Source organism: Cyclobacterium lianum (genome assembly GCF_900143075.1).
GTDB classification, from domain to species: Bacteria; Bacteroidota; Bacteroidia; order Cytophagales; family Cyclobacteriaceae; genus Cyclobacterium; species Cyclobacterium lianum.
Window position 1 is genome coordinate 208,919 of record NZ_FRCY01000004.1, and the last position, 16,694, is coordinate 225,612.

Here is a 16,694-nt window from a genome sequence, read left to right on the forward strand (position 1 = left end):
CGATGAAAGAATTACTTAAAAATAAAAACGTCCTCCTGATCGTGCTTTTAGCACTGTTGCTTGGGGGCACTATAAGCTGGCTGATTAAGCCGGCTGAAAGCAAAAATGAAACCGAGATGCTTCATAATCATGAAGCAGCGGAAAATGGGGTTTGGACCTGTTCCATGCATCCTCAGATCCGGCAATCAGAACCCGGACAGTGTCCCATTTGTGGGATGGATCTTATCCCTGCATCCAGCCGCCGTTCCACGGCAGAGAGCGACCCGCTGATACATGAAATGACTCCAGAGGCAGTGGCTATGGCCAATATCCATACATCGAGGGTCAGTCGTGTATCCCCGGAGGGCGAGTTGTTACTGACCGGAAAAGTACAGGTAGATGAGCGCCAACTGGCATCTGTTACAGCCAAGTTTCCCGGACGGATAGAGCAGCTTCATATCAACTTTACCGGGCAGAAGGTCCGGCAGGGAGAGCGGCTGGCTACCATTTACTCCCCGGAATTGGTAAGGGCGCAAAGGGAACTTCTGGAGGCAGCCTCAACCCAATCCACCTATCCGGAACTTTATAAGGCTGCCAAAGAAAAACTGCGCTTGTGGAAACTGAGTGAAGCGCAGATTGAGACGCTTGAAAACTCCGAAAAAGTGCAGGACCAGTTTGACGTACTGGCAGATAAGGCTGGAGTAGTGACACAACGTAACATTGCTGTAGGAGACTATGTGAATACAGGATCGGTCTTGTTTGATGTGGTGGACCTCAGTCGGGTATGGATCATGTTGGATGCCTATGAATCCGATCTTCCCCTGGTTGAGCTGGGCGATGAGATCAGCTTTACGGCAGCCGGCATACCCGCTGAGACTTTTAGCTCGCGGGTCAGCTATATTGATCCAGTGATCAATGCCAATACCCGTGCCGCTTCCGTTCGTGCTGCGACTGCCAACCGCTCTGGAAAACTTCGTCCTGAGATGTTTGTCAATGCCCGTGTCCACACTACCTTAAATCGCGAGCAGAACACGCTGGCCATCCCCCGTACAGCCTTGCTTTGGTCTGGCAAGCGATCTATCGTTTATGTTAAGGTGCCCGATACGGAATACCCCAGCTATGAAATGCGTGAGATCACTATTGGCCCGCGCATGGGCGAAATGTGGCTGGTAGAGGCCGGCCTGGAAGCAGGAGAGGAAATCGTCACAAACGGTGTATTTGCCGTTGATGCTGCTGCGCAGCTTTCCGGCAACTACAGCATGTTGATGCGCCCTGAGGCAAAGACCATGGATGTCCCTCAGGCATTTCGGCAGCAGATCACCGCAGTTGCGGAGGCCTACTTCCTGGTAAAAAATGCACTGGTAAATGACGATGATCAGCGTGCAGTTGCAGCCTTAAATGAAGTGGAAACTGCGATATCCCAGGTGGAAATGAAAAATCTGAGAGGGAAAGCACATGACCAATGGATGGACTTGAAGGAGCAATTAACGGAAGCCATTGACATGATGAAGGAAGCCAATGATCTGGAAACCCTGCGCCGGCATTTTTCTATGCTTTCGGAACAGATGCTGGAACTAACCGAATCATTCGGCTTGGAAAAAGACAAGGTATACAAGGATTTCTGTCCCATGGCTTTTGACAACAAAGGAGCTTTCTGGCTGAGCGAATCTGAGGAAATCCGCAATCCCTATTTTGGGCATGCCATGCTGTCTTGTGGAGAGGTAAAGGAAGTCTATCGGAAAGGACAAAAAGTATTTGAAGAAGGTGAATCTGTCCAACAGGCCTCTGCAGGAGGACATAATCATTAAAGGAAAGAAATAAGCCCTGCACTACGGGAGTCAAACCGTCTCCCACAGTTTAAAAAACGGCTAATCCGGTTTATCCGTCAGAACATGATACTACGGATAATTGGTTTGGGCCTGATTCTTTACCATTTTAAACCAAACAATTATGAAAAGAACAATGATCTTAGTGAGCCTGGCTTTATTCAGCTGGGGAGCAACTGCGCAACACGACCATTCCGCGCATGAAACGAAAACAAACACAGAACATGACGAACCCTTGTTCAAAAACAAAGCATTGGGAACGGCCTATAGTCACTATCTCGCTTTGAAAGATGCACTGGTGGCTTCCAATCAACAAGAAGCCAGGAAAGGTGCGGGTGTACTCAGCAATGCACTTAACGATGTACAAAAGGCGGAAAATGCGCTGGCGGAAGCAAAAAAGGTAGCGCAAGCAACCACACTCGAGCGACAACGCAAGGCATTCACAGGCCTGAGCAATGAAATGGCCGTCTTGGTGAAAGGTGCTGAAATGAGTTCGGGGAGAACTTTACCTGGAATATTGCCCGATGGCCAATGGCAACACAGGAGGTTACTGGTTATCCAACGAAAAAGAAGTCCGCAATCCCTACTTTGGCGACAAAATGCTGAAATGCGGTACGGTGAAAGAGACGATCAATTGATTGTGTCTACTCCCAAAGGATCTTGTCTGGGAGTTTTATTTCAGTGCATACATAAATCCAGACTTTCCGAAGTCAGGCAGAGATGCAGTACCTATAATACGTTTGCGGGTTTGAAACATCATTGCTATTTGGGTTGATTTTTGGCTATTTTGGTTTCATTCCCTTTCAATACAGACAATCACAAAAATATTAAAATCATGGAAAAGCATCATCACGACAAACACGAACAACACCATGGGCATCATAGTGAACACGCTTCCGGGCCACAGGCAGGGAAGTCAAACCACGGTCATGGAGGGCATGGCCACCATAATCACCATGCCATGATGATAGAAGATTTCAAAAAGCGATTCTGGATTTCTCTGGCACTGACCCTTCCGGTTTTGGTACTTTCCCAAATGATCCAGCAGTGGCTGGGGTTTGAATGGACTTTCACCGGAGATCAATATGTCTTGTTTGCGCTTTCCTCGGTTATCTTTTTTTATGGAGGATGGCCATTTCTGAAGGGACTTTGGGATGAACTTAAGGATAAAAATCCCGGCATGATGACACTGATCGGAGTAGCGATCACTGTAGCTTATGTGTACAGCACGGCCGTTGTTTTTGGTCTGGATGGAATGGATTTTTACTGGGAACTTGCCACTTTGATCGTGGTCATGCTACTGGGACACTGGATAGAAATGAAATCGGTGATGGGAGCTTCACGGGCATTGGAGTTGCTCGTACAGATGATGCCTGCCGAAGCACACCTGGTCGAGGGGGATGATGTGCGGGAAGTAAGGGTAGACGAGTTGAAAAAAGACGACATCATCCTCATCAAGGCCAATGAAAAAATACCCGCAGATGGCCATGTGGTAGAGGGTGAAAGTTACCTCGATGAAAGCATGCTTACTGGTGAAAGCAAACCTGTAAAGAAGTCGAAAAACGACGAAGTAATCGGCGGTTCGGTAAATGGCAACCAATCCATTCGGGTAAAGGTAGTGAAAACAGGAAAAGAGAGTTACCTGAACAAAGTGATCGGGCTGGTAGAGGAAGCCCAGAAAGCCAAATCCAAAACCCAAAACCTGGCCAATGTTGCGGCGCGCTGGCTTACCTTCATTGCCATTGGCGCCGGTACAGCCACATTGATCGTATGGCTGAGCATGGGCAGGCCGTGGGATTTTGCGCTGGAACGCATGGTCACGGTCATGGTCATTTCTTGTCCCCATGCGCTGGGCCTGGCCATTCCACTCGTGGTAGCCATTTCCACCGCGGTATCAGCCGGAAACGGCCTGCTGATCAGAAATCGTACGGCTTTTGAAAATGCCCGCAAGATCACGGCTTTGGTGTTTGACAAAACCGGAACATTAACGGAAGGAAATTTTGGGGTTTCCCGAATAGAGAGCCTATCGGACGCGCTCTCAAAAGAGGAAATGCTGACAGGAGCGGCGTCACTGGAACAACAATCGGAGCATCCTATCGCACTAGGCATCGTAAAAGCAGCGAAAGAAAAGGAATTGAGTCTGAAAAAAACAGAAGACTTTGAGTCATTGACCGCCACGGGAATACAGGGAAAAGTAGACGGTAAAACATGGAAAGTCGTGAGCCCGGGATACCTGAAGGAAAACGACATCAGCATCCCTGAAAAGGCCGGGTCTGATGCCGCCGAAACCATTGTCTACGTACTGCAGGGAGATAAACTGGTTGGTTTTATTGCTTTATCTGACAAGATACGGGAAGAAAGCGCCAATGCGATTGATACCCTCAGAGAAAAAGGCATGAAGCTTTTCATGGCCACCGGCGATAATGAAAAAACCGCTAAAGCCGTAAGTGAAAAACTTGGACTGGACGGTTACTACAGCGAAGTCCGTCCCCATGAGAAGGTAGAGATCATCGAAAAACTGCAGCAGGAAGGGCATTTTGTAGCCATGACTGGTGATGGCGTAAACGACGCCCCTGCCCTGGCACAAGCCAACGTAGGAATCGCGGTGGGTTCCGGTACCGATATCGCGGCGGAGACAGCCGATATTGTCCTGGTGAATAGCAATCCGAAGGACATTGCGAACCTGGTCCTCTTTGGGAGGGCTACTTATAAGAAGATGATCCAGAATCTGGTATGGGCTACCGGCTACAACGCCGTTGCACTCCCCCTGGCCACGGGTTTTATTCCCGGCCTGGTAATCAGTCCCGCCATTGGTGCTGTATTTATGAGTTTGAGCACCATTATCGTAGCGATCAATGCGCAGCTACTGAAAGGGCAGATCAAACAGTAGGAAGCCGAATGATCTGGAAATTGATCAACGGCCATTTGCTCAGGCAGTCGGAGTTGAAGGTATTAATTAAATCCGTTGTGGGCAGGGTAACCGAAGGCAGCGTTGGGAGAAGCATTTTAAACGTTTCAAATGATGGGAAGCCCTCAATCTTCCCTTATTATGGCCAAAGAAGTTTCCCCGGACACGCCAATGAATGATATTCCAGCAAGATGAATCAAATCTACTTATCTCCCCGTTACCTCCCGGATCACACGCAGCCAGTTTAAACCAAGGATCTTTTTGATTCGCTTTTCGCTGTAGCCCACCCGTTGCATCGCCATGGTAATTTGGGGAAAATCGCTGATGTCTTTGATTTCGCGCGGCAGCTCAGGCCCCCCATCTAAATCGGAGCCTATCGCAATATGGTCCTCCCCCACTAAATTTACACCATAATCAATCACTTTAGCTAGCTGATCCACGTGCATCCAATACTCATCGGGAATCTCCCCGGTAAAATTCAGAGGAACCTCTGTCCGCAGTTCCTCGTCCACTTCTCCTATGGTATTCAATTCAGCGCTATGAACGGAGGCCGGCGTGGTCTCCTTGGTGTCTGTCTGCCATTCAAAGTATTTTGGGTTGTTAAACAGGCTGCCAAAGTGAATTCCGATAACTCCCCCTTTTTCCGCCAGAGCTTTTGCCGCTTCGTCGGTAATACAGCGCGGATGAGGTACGATGCCGTAAAAGCCTCCGTGACTGTAGATTACAGGGGCTTTACTTGCCTCTACGGATTGCAGGATAGCGTCGTTGGAAGCATGGGCAACATTAATGACCATGCCAAGTCGATTCATTTCGGCAATGATCTCCTTTCCAAGCCCGTTAATCCCCCCCCAACGACTCACATCGTTGCAGGTATCAATAAAGGCATTGGTGGTATTGTGGGCCGTGAGCTGCATGGACCGAAGGCCTAACCGATAAAGTGCCCGGAGCAGGTTGATATCACCGTCCAGGTCAAAAGGGCCTTCCAAATCCAGAAAAGCCGCAATTTTTCCTTTCTTACTGATGCGTTCTATATCAGAAGCGGTGAGGGCCAGCTCGATTACCGCGTTGTTTTTCTCAATCTGGTCCAGCGCCAGATTCACCACCCGAAAAGTGTTTTTGGTTTCGAACCTGCCGGGATAATAATGTTCAGGGGTATATACGGTAAAAAACATCGCATCCACTCCACCTTCCTTGGCCCTTGGGAGATCGACGGTTCCATCTTTATAGCGCTGACCGATATCGGTTCCCATCAGTAGCTCTCTGGTCATGACATGTGTATGTCCATCCATCACCAGTGCTTTTCGATGCAGTTCAGGCATCTGATCATCCTGTAGGAACAAAGAATGATTGTCTACTGCCACAGGGGCGGATAACAGGGATTCTAATGGAAAAACACTACCTGCTAATGGCAACATTGTTAAGCGCTTAATAAGGTCTCTGCGTTTAATTCGCATATTCTTTCATTTTAAATTCATTTATCGGAATTTGGGTCTCCTTTCTTCGTGCCTATTGGCTCTCCCACCAAAATAACCGCTTAATTCGTTAACTCTAATTATCGGTTCGCACCGGTGTACATGAGTCTCCCTCACATTCAAGACTGAAGCCTAAGAGTCAAAACCCCGGATATAAGGACGACTTGGCGGCCGTTCCCCTTTGTTAAACTGTGCTCCGCGAGTAGGGCGATAGGTCATGTTCATGTAGGGTGTCTCTATTGGTCGTCCGACGGCCGTGTAAACGCCGTTATCCCAGTTTGATTCCATATAATGGTTTGTAATCCCACTTGACAAGAGCAACCTCTCTGCATGAAAGGGTTCCGATTTGGTCACCATCATCTCTGTGATCCAGTGGGGTTGGGCGTTTGAAGCGTGGTACTGATCGAAAGGGCCGGCCCAGCCCAGCATAGAAATAATCGTCGGCTCATGCTGCCCTTCGATTTCTCCGGCGTAGGTCCAACCGACACCCCGACCCGATATTACAGCCGCATTTGTTCCATCATTATATTCCACCAAACATATATTTGCCTGCTCATTTTGCTGGAAATGTCCTGACGGTAGTTCAAATTTTTTGGCCACTGATTCAATAAGCTTGGTGGCCCAGGGATTGCGTTCTACCCAGTTCCAGGTTTCAGGCCCCCTGATGGATTGCACCGACCTGACTCCGGTCTCCCCACCCTTTCGACGCTCTACAAAGGCCTGAAGTACGTCAATACAATGGAAAATCCCACCTTCGTCCCCTGCTCCTCCAAGTACAATTGAATGCTTTATGGGTGTATCGTTGTCGAGTTCTTTCTCCGGTTTTCGGTAGTAGACGGGTATGGAGGAACCTCCGGTCAACGGAAAGTTGAGCTCACGGGATTTGTCAAACATCCATTTGGACTCATCCCAATTGTAAGAGAGGTGTTTGTCATTAAAGACGGGTACTGACCTTTTACTCTGCTCGAAAACCTGCATTACCTGGTTGTAGATTTGCCAGCGCGGCAAAAGCCAATGTCCCTTCAAATCCTTTGGATAGTCCCCGTGTTCTCCCACGATGACCACACCGTCCACCGCAAGTTCATTCCCTCCTAGCGTAACGGCCTCCCTTACTGTTTTAAAGACCGGAATGCCTTTCGCTTTTGCAACTTTCTGGCCCAGTACACTTTCCTCATGCTGATGCATGTATATAGCGGCAACATCCACTCTGGAAGGAGTATATGCACCCTGCCACCAATACCCGTCTATCAGCTTGGTAACAATCCAATCTGCATGCGATCGGGTAGCCCCCCAATAGCTGACCAAAACGGCGATAGGGGGGGTTTTTCTACTGTCTGCGCAACAGTCCCGGAGGTGATACCGGTCAAAGTCGCCAAACCTACCATTCCGGTTATTCCCAGCATCTCACGCCGGGTCAGGGCCCTGTTTGTTTGCGAAAAATTAGTTAATGCGGATAAATGTTCTGTGTTAGCAGTATTTTCGGATTGTTTTTTGGCCATAATTTTTAATTTGCGTTTGGTAAAATTAACCAGGCACCCTCACCAATCAATACAAATTTACGCATTTAATAAACAAGGTTATCCTTCCTATTAATTGTTTTACAGATTGTTAGTCCTTTATCAGTAAGGTTGGGAACCTTAGTTAATCCTGTGGAATTATAGGGTCATTTTCAGGAAAATTTTCCTATTAATCCAAATTTGAAGGTATGTCTCACCATCAACAGGTACGCCGGACAATGGCCCCCATCTTTGAAGGTAACACATTCCATACATTTTATTAAATTTGTTCCTAACTACATACCATTATCCCATGAAACCATCCATTTTACTGGCCATATTGTTTCTTATTCCTTTGGTGACCATTTCCCAAACCGGCAAGTACCACGATCCTTTTACCGAAGATTTTTCAGATTCGACTTCGGCGTATTTCAGGTATGGCTCTACCGGTAACAAAACGGATTTTAAATACAAGTTGGGAGTGAGTTCTCCTACCGAAAAAAATACCAAAATCCTTTCCTTCAAAATAGATCCCACAGATAGTGCCGGTGCCGGTCGCGGACCAGAAATTATCTCCAGAAAATTTACCCATTTTGGTACTTATTCGGCCAGACTTAAGGTCCCGGAAGTAAAAGATATCCAACCGAATGTTGGTGCAGTAGTAGGGTATTTTACTTATCATGTGGACAGCATTCCCGGCTTGAGTGAAATTGACTTTGAGTGGCTACTTGCAGACCCGAGTATTATCTACGTGGGCACCTGGACGGGTCATAATGGAGAACTCAAAAGAGTTGGAAGAATCATCAATATGGCTGAAGGGCTCATCTATAGCACAGTTTACCGGGAGGATCACAATGAGATCCGTGAAGCACTTACCGGAATGCAAAATCAGCCCGGGCAGATTCCCGCCCTGGAAGGCTTCGATGCCTCCAAACAGTTTTATACGTATGGATTCGACTGGTATCCGGACCGCATACGCTGGTGGATGCTGCATCCGGTAAGCGGAGAAAAAATAACACTCTGGGATTATCAGGGCACTGAAAGGGGAATACCCCAACACCGAAGTCGATATAGAATGAATTTCTGGCATACCGACAACTGGTCGGTGCATACCAATCCGCTTTCTACCGAAAAACCGCTGCACCCCTATGAACTGGAGGTGGATTGGATGTCGTATGAGCCTTTTGAAGATACTTCTAAACAGTAGATGATGAAATACTTATTCTTATTGGTCCTTACGCTTTTATTATTCCTACCCGGAATAGCACAGCAAAGCAACAAAGTCATGGGGCTTTTCCCCGAGGGCACTATCCTGCATGGCGACCTGCCTTATCAAAACGATACATTAAAAAAGCACTTGCTGGATATTTACCTGCCTGCCGGGACTCAGGAGAAAGTTCCCCTGGTCATTTTCATTCATGGAGGCGGCTGGCTAAGCAATGATAAATATGCAGACATGGGCTATATGAAAAACACGGTCGCTGAAATTGTCAGTAGCGGCTATGCATTGGCCTCCATCGATTACCGTTACAGTACCCAGGCAGTTTTTCCGGCGCAATTACAGGACTGCAATGCCGCCATTTCGTTCTTATACGATCATGCCGCGCAATATGGCTTTGACAGGGACCGGTTTGCTTTGATGGGCTTTTCAGCGGGAGGCCACCTCGCAGCGATGGTGGGGCTTTCCAAAAACAATTCCGTGCATAATTTTTCTATTCCTGGTTCCAGTAGGGATTTCGAATTGCGTGCAGTTATTGATTTTTACGGACCCAGCGACCTCACCCTCTTCCCGGGCGCTGCTGACGCCAGGTCACCAGAAGGATTACTGATAGGTGCTGCCCCTCTGGATCGGCCGGACCTGGCAAAAATAGCCAGCCCGGTCACTTATGTAGATGAAGGGGATCCGCCATTTCTGATCATCCACGGGGAGGCTGATGAGCTGGTATCTGCTGCACATTCGCGATTGCTTCATTCATGGTTGAAAATTAAAGGCGTTCCCACTGAGCTGATCATTGTGGAGGATGCCCCCCATTTCGGACCCATGTTCGATGTCGATGAAATCCGGACTAAAGTAATGGAGTTTTTAGCCAGAGAGTTGGATTGAAACCGACCCGATAGGATTCTGCGACGCTGATCTGAATACCAGGCGAAATTTAGTTCCCGATAGCGATACAGGCCTTCCAGGTTATATCGAGGTGCAACAGCCCATGTATAAACCTGAACGTTGGCTAAAAACAGAGTCAATACATCAAACTTCTATTTAAACTTTATGACTTAAAGTCAGAATTGTTAACTATAATTCATATAACTGATAATCAGTCTCTAAATTGGAGTCAACGGTAGTTTTGATTCAGGCGAGAAAACTTCAATATTCTGTGCACTTTTGTTTTTTCCAAACCATGAAGGTCCGGCTCCCAGGGCCCGGAAGAAAAAACCACCTCAATGGACTTGATGGAACATTGAATAAAAGCAAGGGAGATCGAGGAAAAATAGTTGGCCGGTTTCCTTCAAAATCATCTCCTGCAACATTGCGGATTTCTGATAGGATATCGGTAAACAAACGTACATGGAAAAAACCGTCGAGGTACCAAAGACCTCAACCGTTATAGACATTGACCTTTGGGGTTTTCCCAACCCCGAAGGTCTTTTCGCTGACGTACACGGAAAAAACCGTCGAGGTAGCAAAGACCTCAACAGTTATAGCTACAGTTATTTATCTTCCCTCACGCCAGCATAGGTTTGCCGGATGATCTTGCCATTGCGAATAATAAAAGTGTCCGTAGCGTAGGTAAGATTGAATGCTGGTGTATCGGCCTCCCAAAGGATGTATCCAACATCCTGAACCGCCAGACTTTCCGTCAGCGTCAGTGTGGCTTCCCCTGCTGGAAAGGCTTTGAACGCATTGACAAAGTTCTCCCTGATCTCCTGTAGTCCCCTGTACGTACCGTTTGGGGTAATCAGAATGGACTCTTCTGTATAATCTTCCATGACCCCTTCCAGATCGTTTTCTACAAAGGTCTTCCAGTGGTGGTCCAAAACCTCCTGGGTGCTGCTTTCATCGATTTCTCCACCAGGCGAAGACGGCGTGCATGCAATTGCCAGCAGGCCAACAAATAAAACTAGGGTAAAATACTTTTTCATGGTACAAGGTTTTTAATCCGAATATAGGAATTTTCCCTAAGGGAAATAGGGATAGGCACAATTATTCCTTATTCCAATAAATACTTCTTATGAAAATTAAGCTTTAACAAATAAAAATTGCGTAAATGACTTTTTATTGCCAAACACAGTTATTGGGTAGACGCAATTTGTGCTTTTGTAAGTTTTGGCATACTGCTCTGGCTGCCTTGTGAAGTTTGTTGCTATTTCAGGGATGTACCTTCCAGTGCTTGTCTGCAAAATTAAAATATTGGTGCATGTCATAAGGCAGCATGCCATGTCCCCCACTCCTTACATGGTACCCGATATCTCCCATCACTGGTTGGTCTACATCCGGTTGCTCATTTACCGGCATGCCGGTTTTGCCAAATAATTGATATACGGGATTGGAATATAGCCCACTAAGGAACTCTCCCTTCGGATCTGCCCATCGGTCATCCACCCCACTGGCAATATATACGGGACGTGGCGCCATCAGCGCTATCAGTTGGTGCTGATCTACGGGTAAAGCATCCTCATTTTCGTTGTAGTGATCAAATTTTCCGGCAAACCAATGCGGAAAGACCCGGTTGATCCTCCCTACCGTCTCTCCATACCTCCGCCTGGATAATGCTGCACCACCGCATCCGGAGTTGTTTGAGATCACCATGGCAAAGCGCGTGTCAATCGCTCCAGCCCAAAGGGCTGCTTTCCCCAGACGGCTATGGCCCAATACGGCCACCTTTTCCCCATCTACCTCCCTAAGGGTCTCCAGGTAGTCCATCACCCTGGACAATCCCCAGGCCCAGGCAGCCACGGCTCCCCACGAATTTTCGTTTCGTTCTTCCTGGTAAAGTGCATGTACTCCGTTTTCAAAACCATCGTCAAAATCAGGGTCCAATTCTCCATAGTACAGGGTTGCTATTCCATAACCCCTGTTGATGGCTTCTTCTACTGCCCAATTCTCCCGTCTCTTTCCCCTTCCTTTTTCTGAAGCCCTGTTATCAGAGGAGCCATAGGTTTCATTGTTTCTGATCCAGGCATCGGTAACCCTGATGGCCTGGTGTTCGGACAAAGTATGGTTACCATAAAAGTTAAGTCCTAAAAATACTGGTGACCGAGAACTCGATTTGGGAAGGTATATTAACACATAAATATCCACTTGTTTTCCCTGCCGGATCAGAGAAAGCTTCACTTCTTTTCTGATGGCCTTTCCCCCAACAGCATTTTGCTTCTCGGAAATAATTTCTGTCTTCATTTCACCATCCCAAGCCGGACTAATGCCATATACTTCTGTTTCGAAATACCTTAAAGTTTCGACACGCTTTTTTTCCCAGTCCGCCAGACTGTTTACCTTTTCCCCGTTTTCAAAGGCCAAAGGATCAGGCAACTGATAATCAGGAACTTTTGATTCATCGTAATTGGGTATGAATTCCTGTGCAAAAAGAAGGGAGGGGAAAATTAATAGTAAAAGGCAAATGGATCTCATGTCATTTGGGTTTATTTTTCCCAATTTACAACCAATCCCTCAAAAACTGCAAGATATCCTTTCTCATCTCAGCTGTTTCTTCATGGGCAACTGGATAAATATTTAATTGCCAGGCATCAGGAGCACCATCTTTTTCATAGACCTTCTGTAGATTTTTATCGATAATTTTAAGTCCCTCCATGTGTGTAAGCGGATCGAACTCCCCTGCCAGACCCAAATGTGGCCTTGGGGAAATCAAGGCATTGATGGATGAAGTGGTAAAATGATTCAATAGGTCGGGAACATAATAATAAATGCCATGCAACCAGAGATCTCCCTGCTCCATCAGGGTGTGAAAATCTGTCAGGCAGTTTAGGTCCACACAGACCTTGATTCGCTCATCCAAAGCAGCCAGCCACCAGGCCATGGTGCTACCCATAGACATGCCCATGGTGGCGATTCGGTCCTGATCAATATCATCCCTGGATACCAGGTAGTCCAGGGCCCGCAAGTTGTCATAGACCATCATCCCAAAAAGAACCTGTCCCTGCCAAATCATCTCTTTAAAAATATCCAATTCAGCCCTTCCCGACCTTTCACCAAAACCCCAGGAATCAATGCACAATCCGGCATAACCTTCTTTGGCCAGGGCAAAGGCATAGGGAGGTGATTGCATTTCTTTTCTTCCCTTCACAAATTCATTTTTTCCTACCTCATACTGTCCAAAGTGAGAATGGTTGAAAAGGACCACAGGCAGTTGGTCGCTTGCATTTTTGGGTTTGGAAAAATAAGCGGGAACCAACTCCTGCCCATTGATATCCAGCATTAATTGCTCTATGATGACTCCGTCTTTTTCTTCCGTGGAAATCAGTTCTGCGGTAATTGGACGCTCCCTGTCCGGTAACCTACCCAACAGTTGGTATAATTTTTTCCTTTGCACCTCTTTATTTTCAGTCTTTTTCATGGGACTCTGGGTTTGGGGAAATACTTCGGGCAAAGGAGCAAAGAAAATCAGTATAGCGAAAAGGTATAATGTTACATTTTCCATTTGGTACCATTTTAATGGAACAACAGGTGAAAATTACATACAAATTATTTCCAAAAATATACTTCTCACCTGTGATTTCCTCGCTCACTGCGATTTTTTGTAAAAGGATTTATTACACACCCAGCTTTCCTCCATAAAATTGACGGACACCCTATTGCAATGATTCGATAAATTGATTTCTGGAAAAGGCCAAGAAATTTTTATTTTTACTTATTAATCGTAATATTGCAATGTATTAATAATTGAAAAGAAGGTTTATAATGGGCGTAACCAAAAGCGATTTGTTCAGTGCCACCCAAAACGAGCTGGCGGCAGTAGCCAAAGTATTGGCACATCCGGCAAGGGTTGCGATCCTTCAATACCTGCTGAAGTCCAATACCTGCATCAACGGACATTTGGTGGATGAACTGGGCCTTGCCCAGGCCACCATAAGCCAACACTTGAAAGAGCTTAAAAACAGTGGTATCATACAGGGCACCATAGAAGGAGTCTCGGTGAGTTACTGCATCAATCCGGTAAGATGGGAAGAAATCAAAGGTATTTTCAATACGCTTTTCGAAAGTTACCCTACCCCTAATCCCAATTGTGGTCCAATTTGTTAAATCAGAAAAAAATGAGCACATCAGAAGGATTAAAGAAATTGATTCAGAAAAAATATAGTGAAATCGCCCATCAGGAAAGTGGTTCTTGCTGTTCCGGTGCTGCCGGGACAGAAGAGGTTTATCACCTGATGACCGATGATTATGCCAAAGTAGAAGGGTATCATGCAGCCGCAGATCTGGGCCTGGGTTGCGGATTACCCACTCAATTCGCCAAAATTCAAAAAGGAGACACCGTTATAGACCTGGGTTCAGGTGCGGGTAATGACTGCTTTGTGGCCCGGCATGAAACTGGAGCCCAAGGAAAGGTGATTGGCATTGATTTTACAGCCCCTATGATCCGGAAAGCCCGTATCAATGCAGAAAAACTGGGGTATAATAATGTGGAATTTCGGCAAGGAGATATCGAGGACATGCCTGTTTCAGATAATGTAGCAGATGTAATCGTCAGTAACTGTGTGCTCAATTTAGTACCGGACAAGCAAAAAGTAATCGGAGAAATTTACCGTACCCTTAAGCCTGGAGGACATTTCAGTATTTCCGACATTGTGTTGGTGGGAGATTTACCCGAAGCTTTAAAGACCGATGCTGAAATGTATGCCGGATGCGTGTCAGGTGCCATTCTAAAAAATAACTATATCGCTTACATTCAGGAGGCTGGGTTTATAGATATTGCCATCCAAAAGGAAAAACCAATTACTCTGCCTGATAGCATATTGGACCGGTACATGGATGCGGATCAAAAAGCCGATTTCAAATCCGGGGAAACCGGCATATTCAGTATCACCGTGTTTGCCAAAAAACCTGGCATCAAACTCCTGAAAACCCTTGCAAATGCAATCGGGGACCAAACCAGCACTTGTGTTCCCGGCAATTCATCAGGATGTTGCTAAACCATGATCAACCACCAACTATACATCTTACATCCATGTCAGTAGCCGGCAATGAATTATTTCCTGAAATAGAAACCATCATAAAAAATTTGGATTTTCATTCTATTTCAGCCGACAGAAAGAAGCTATTACAATCCCTAGTTGATTATATTCAGGATAAAGTAATGCATAATAAGGCATTAAGAATCAACTTTATATGCACACATAACTCACGCCGTAGTCACTTGTCTCAGGTATGGGCACAAACACTGGCAACCAAATATGGCATACCGAATGTGAATTGTTACTCGGGGGGTACGGAAGCCACAGCCCTCTTTCCCATGGCTGCTAAAACCCTGAAAAATCAGGGTTTTGAAATCAGTACCCTTTCAGAAGGCAATAACCCGGTGTACAGCATCAAGTATGGTGAAAATACCCCTCCGGTCATAGGTTTCTCCAAAACCTATGACGATACTTTTAATCCAAAATCGGACTTTGCGGCTATCATGAGTTGTTCGCAGGCAGATGCAGGTTGTCCCTTTATTGCCGGAGCAGAAAAGCGCATCCCCATTACCTATGATGATCCAAAGGCATTTGACGATACGCCACATCAAGCTGAAAAGTACCTGGAGAGAAGTCTACAGATCGCTACTGAATTGAGTTTTGTATTTTCTAAAATAAAGCTGGAATGAGCACCAAAACGGAAAAAAAAGAAATTGCTTTTTTTGAAAGGTACCTGAGCCTTTGGGTGGCCCTGTGTATACTGGGAGGCATAGGTATTGGCTTTGTTGCTGGTGATGCCATGGCCTTTCTCAGTTCCCTGGAGATCTATCAGGTAAATATACCCATTGCCATTCTGATCTGGCTGATGATCTACCCCATGATGCTTCAGGTTGATTTTTCCAGTTTGAAGAAAATCGGAAAAAAACCCAAAGGCATTGTGCTCACCCTGGTGATCAACTGGCTGATCAAGCCTTTTACCATGACTTTTTTCGCCTGGCTGTTCTTTTCCAATATTTATAGTGCCTTTATTTCGCCTGAATTGGCAGGAGAATACATTGCCGGGGCCATTTTACTGGGAGCCGCTCCCTGTACCGCCATGGTCTTTGTCTGGTCTTATCTCAGCGATGGAGACCCCAATTATACGCTGATGCAGGTATCTGTCAATGACCTGATCATATTGGTGGCTTTCGTCCCCATTGTAGGCTTTCTCTTAGGGATTACTGACGTGTATATTCCCTACGAAACCCTGATCATCAGTATAGTTATTTATGTGGTAGTTCCTCTGCTAGCCGGGTATTTGACCAGCCGGACTTTGATCAGGGCAAAAGGTGAAAGCTGGTTTACAGAAAGGTTTTTGCCAAAATTCAAACCTGTTAGTATCCTTGCCCTGCTATTGACCCTGGTTTTACTGTTTGCCTTTCAAGGTGGAAATATCCTGGATAACCCCTGGATCATTTTCTTCATTGCCATTCCATTGGTGATCCAAACCTACTTTATTTTCTTTATTGCCTGGTATTCTGGAAAAAAGATAAAGCTGAGCCATGCCGTTTGTGCGCCGGCTGCCATGATAGGAGCCAGTAATTTTTTCGAATTATCGGTGGCTGTAGCCATTGCACTATTTGGCCTGGAAAGCCCCGCAGCCCTTGTTTGTGTGGTGGGAGTACTCGTAGAAGTTCCGGTGATGCTTTCCCTGGTAGCCTTTGCCAACAGGCAGAAATATTAGTTATAACCTGATTAAAAAAATTCAACTGGATAAGAAGAAGAAAAACCTGCAAGGTTTTACCTACCCAGGGTTTGTAGCTCGTTGAAAATCAACAAAGACCTTTCAGGTTTGCGTATTTTATGGGAAAATCCCTAAAACCGGAGTGAACATGCTTTCTTAATG

The 16,694-nt window shown here is 46.2% G+C and carries 14 protein-coding genes; 9 read left to right on the forward strand and 5 right to left on the reverse strand.

Going from position 1 to position 16,694, the window contains the following annotated elements; translation table 11 throughout:
* Nucleotides 1-2 precede the first annotated feature (2 nt).
* The 3 genes from BUB19_RS07770 (at nt 3) to BUB19_RS07780 (ending at nt 4,695) form a co-directional block, all read left to right on the forward strand.
* Nucleotides 3-1,787, forward strand: coding sequence for an efflux RND transporter periplasmic adaptor subunit (locus tag BUB19_RS07770; protein ID WP_073093970.1), 1,785 nt, complete (start codon nt 3-5; stop codon nt 1,785-1,787).
* Nucleotides 1,788-1,929: 142 nt separating this feature from the next.
* Nucleotides 1,930-2,580 (forward strand): DUF3347 domain-containing protein, encoded by a 651-nt coding sequence (locus BUB19_RS07775; RefSeq protein WP_143155955.1) that lies wholly within the window; start codon nt 1,930-1,932, stop codon nt 2,578-2,580.
* A 60-nt stretch (nt 2,581-2,640) separates the two neighbouring features.
* Nucleotides 2,641-4,695 carry a copper-translocating P-type ATPase gene (locus BUB19_RS07780; protein WP_073094225.1) on the forward strand — a complete coding sequence of 685 codons (2,055 nt, stop codon included), beginning with the start codon at nt 2,641-2,643 and terminating at the stop codon, nt 4,693-4,695.
* A 224-nt stretch (nt 4,696-4,919) separates the two neighbouring features.
* Here the strand turns inward: BUB19_RS07780 and BUB19_RS07785 are convergent, their stop codons facing one another.
* On the reverse strand, nt 4,920-6,128 hold the full coding sequence (locus BUB19_RS07785) for a dipeptidase (RefSeq protein ID WP_245802799.1): 1,209 nt from the start codon (nt 6,126-6,128) through the stop codon (nt 4,920-4,922).
* A gap of 189 nt (nt 6,129-6,317) precedes the next feature.
* On the reverse strand, nt 6,318-7,490 hold the full coding sequence (locus BUB19_RS07790; RefSeq protein ID WP_245802800.1) for a hypothetical protein: 1,173 nt from the start codon (nt 7,488-7,490) through the stop codon (nt 6,318-6,320).
* A 504-nt stretch (nt 7,491-7,994) separates the two neighbouring features.
* On the opposite strand from BUB19_RS07790, the gene BUB19_RS07795 reads away from it, so the two are divergent.
* Both BUB19_RS07795 and BUB19_RS07800 read left to right on the forward strand, forming a co-directional pair.
* Nucleotides 7,995-8,888, forward strand: a complete 894-nt coding sequence (locus tag BUB19_RS07795; RefSeq protein ID WP_073093971.1) for a glycoside hydrolase family 16 protein — start codon at nt 7,995-7,997, stop codon at nt 8,886-8,888.
* A complete protein-coding gene (locus tag BUB19_RS07800; protein WP_245802801.1) occupies nt 8,889-9,785 on the forward strand; it encodes an alpha/beta hydrolase in 897 nt (298 codons plus the stop codon).
* 605 nt (nt 9,786-10,390) lie between these two features.
* On the opposite strand, the gene BUB19_RS07805 is transcribed toward BUB19_RS07800, so the two are convergent.
* From BUB19_RS07805 to BUB19_RS07815, 3 genes are all read right to left on the reverse strand, one after another.
* Nucleotides 10,391-10,822, reverse strand: a complete 432-nt coding sequence (locus tag BUB19_RS07805) for a nuclear transport factor 2 family protein (protein ID WP_084097104.1) — start codon at nt 10,820-10,822, stop codon at nt 10,391-10,393.
* 226 nt (nt 10,823-11,048) lie between these two features.
* Nucleotides 11,049-12,308, reverse strand: a complete 1,260-nt coding sequence (locus BUB19_RS07810) for a glucuronyl esterase domain-containing protein (RefSeq protein WP_073094229.1) — start codon at nt 12,306-12,308, stop codon at nt 11,049-11,051.
* A 25-nt stretch (nt 12,309-12,333) separates the two neighbouring features.
* Nucleotides 12,334-13,251 (reverse strand): dienelactone hydrolase family protein, encoded by a 918-nt coding sequence (locus BUB19_RS07815; RefSeq protein WP_073094230.1) that lies wholly within the window; start codon nt 13,249-13,251, stop codon nt 12,334-12,336.
* Between the two features lie 344 nt (nt 13,252-13,595).
* On the opposite strand from BUB19_RS07815, the gene BUB19_RS07820 reads away from it, so the two are divergent.
* The 4 genes from BUB19_RS07820 (at nt 13,596) to arsB (ending at nt 16,532) form a co-directional block, all read left to right on the forward strand.
* Nucleotides 13,596-13,937 (forward strand): ArsR/SmtB family transcription factor, encoded by a 342-nt coding sequence (locus tag BUB19_RS07820; protein ID WP_073093972.1) that lies wholly within the window; start codon nt 13,596-13,598, stop codon nt 13,935-13,937.
* Nucleotides 13,938-13,948: 11 nt separating this feature from the next.
* Nucleotides 13,949-14,827, forward strand: a complete 879-nt coding sequence (locus tag BUB19_RS07825) for an arsenite methyltransferase (RefSeq protein ID WP_073094231.1) — start codon at nt 13,949-13,951, stop codon at nt 14,825-14,827.
* A gap of 164 nt (nt 14,828-14,991) precedes the next feature.
* Nucleotides 14,992-15,498, forward strand: coding sequence for an arsenate-mycothiol transferase ArsC (locus BUB19_RS07830; RefSeq protein ID WP_317041581.1), 507 nt, complete (start codon nt 14,992-14,994; stop codon nt 15,496-15,498).
* Nucleotides 15,495-16,532: an ACR3 family arsenite efflux transporter gene (gene arsB, locus BUB19_RS07835; RefSeq protein WP_073093974.1), complete on the forward strand. Its 1,038-nt coding sequence runs from the start codon at nt 15,495-15,497 to the stop codon at nt 16,530-16,532. The genes BUB19_RS07830 and arsB overlap by 4 nt, the downstream gene beginning before the upstream one ends.
* Nucleotides 16,533-16,694: the final 162 nt, after the last annotated feature.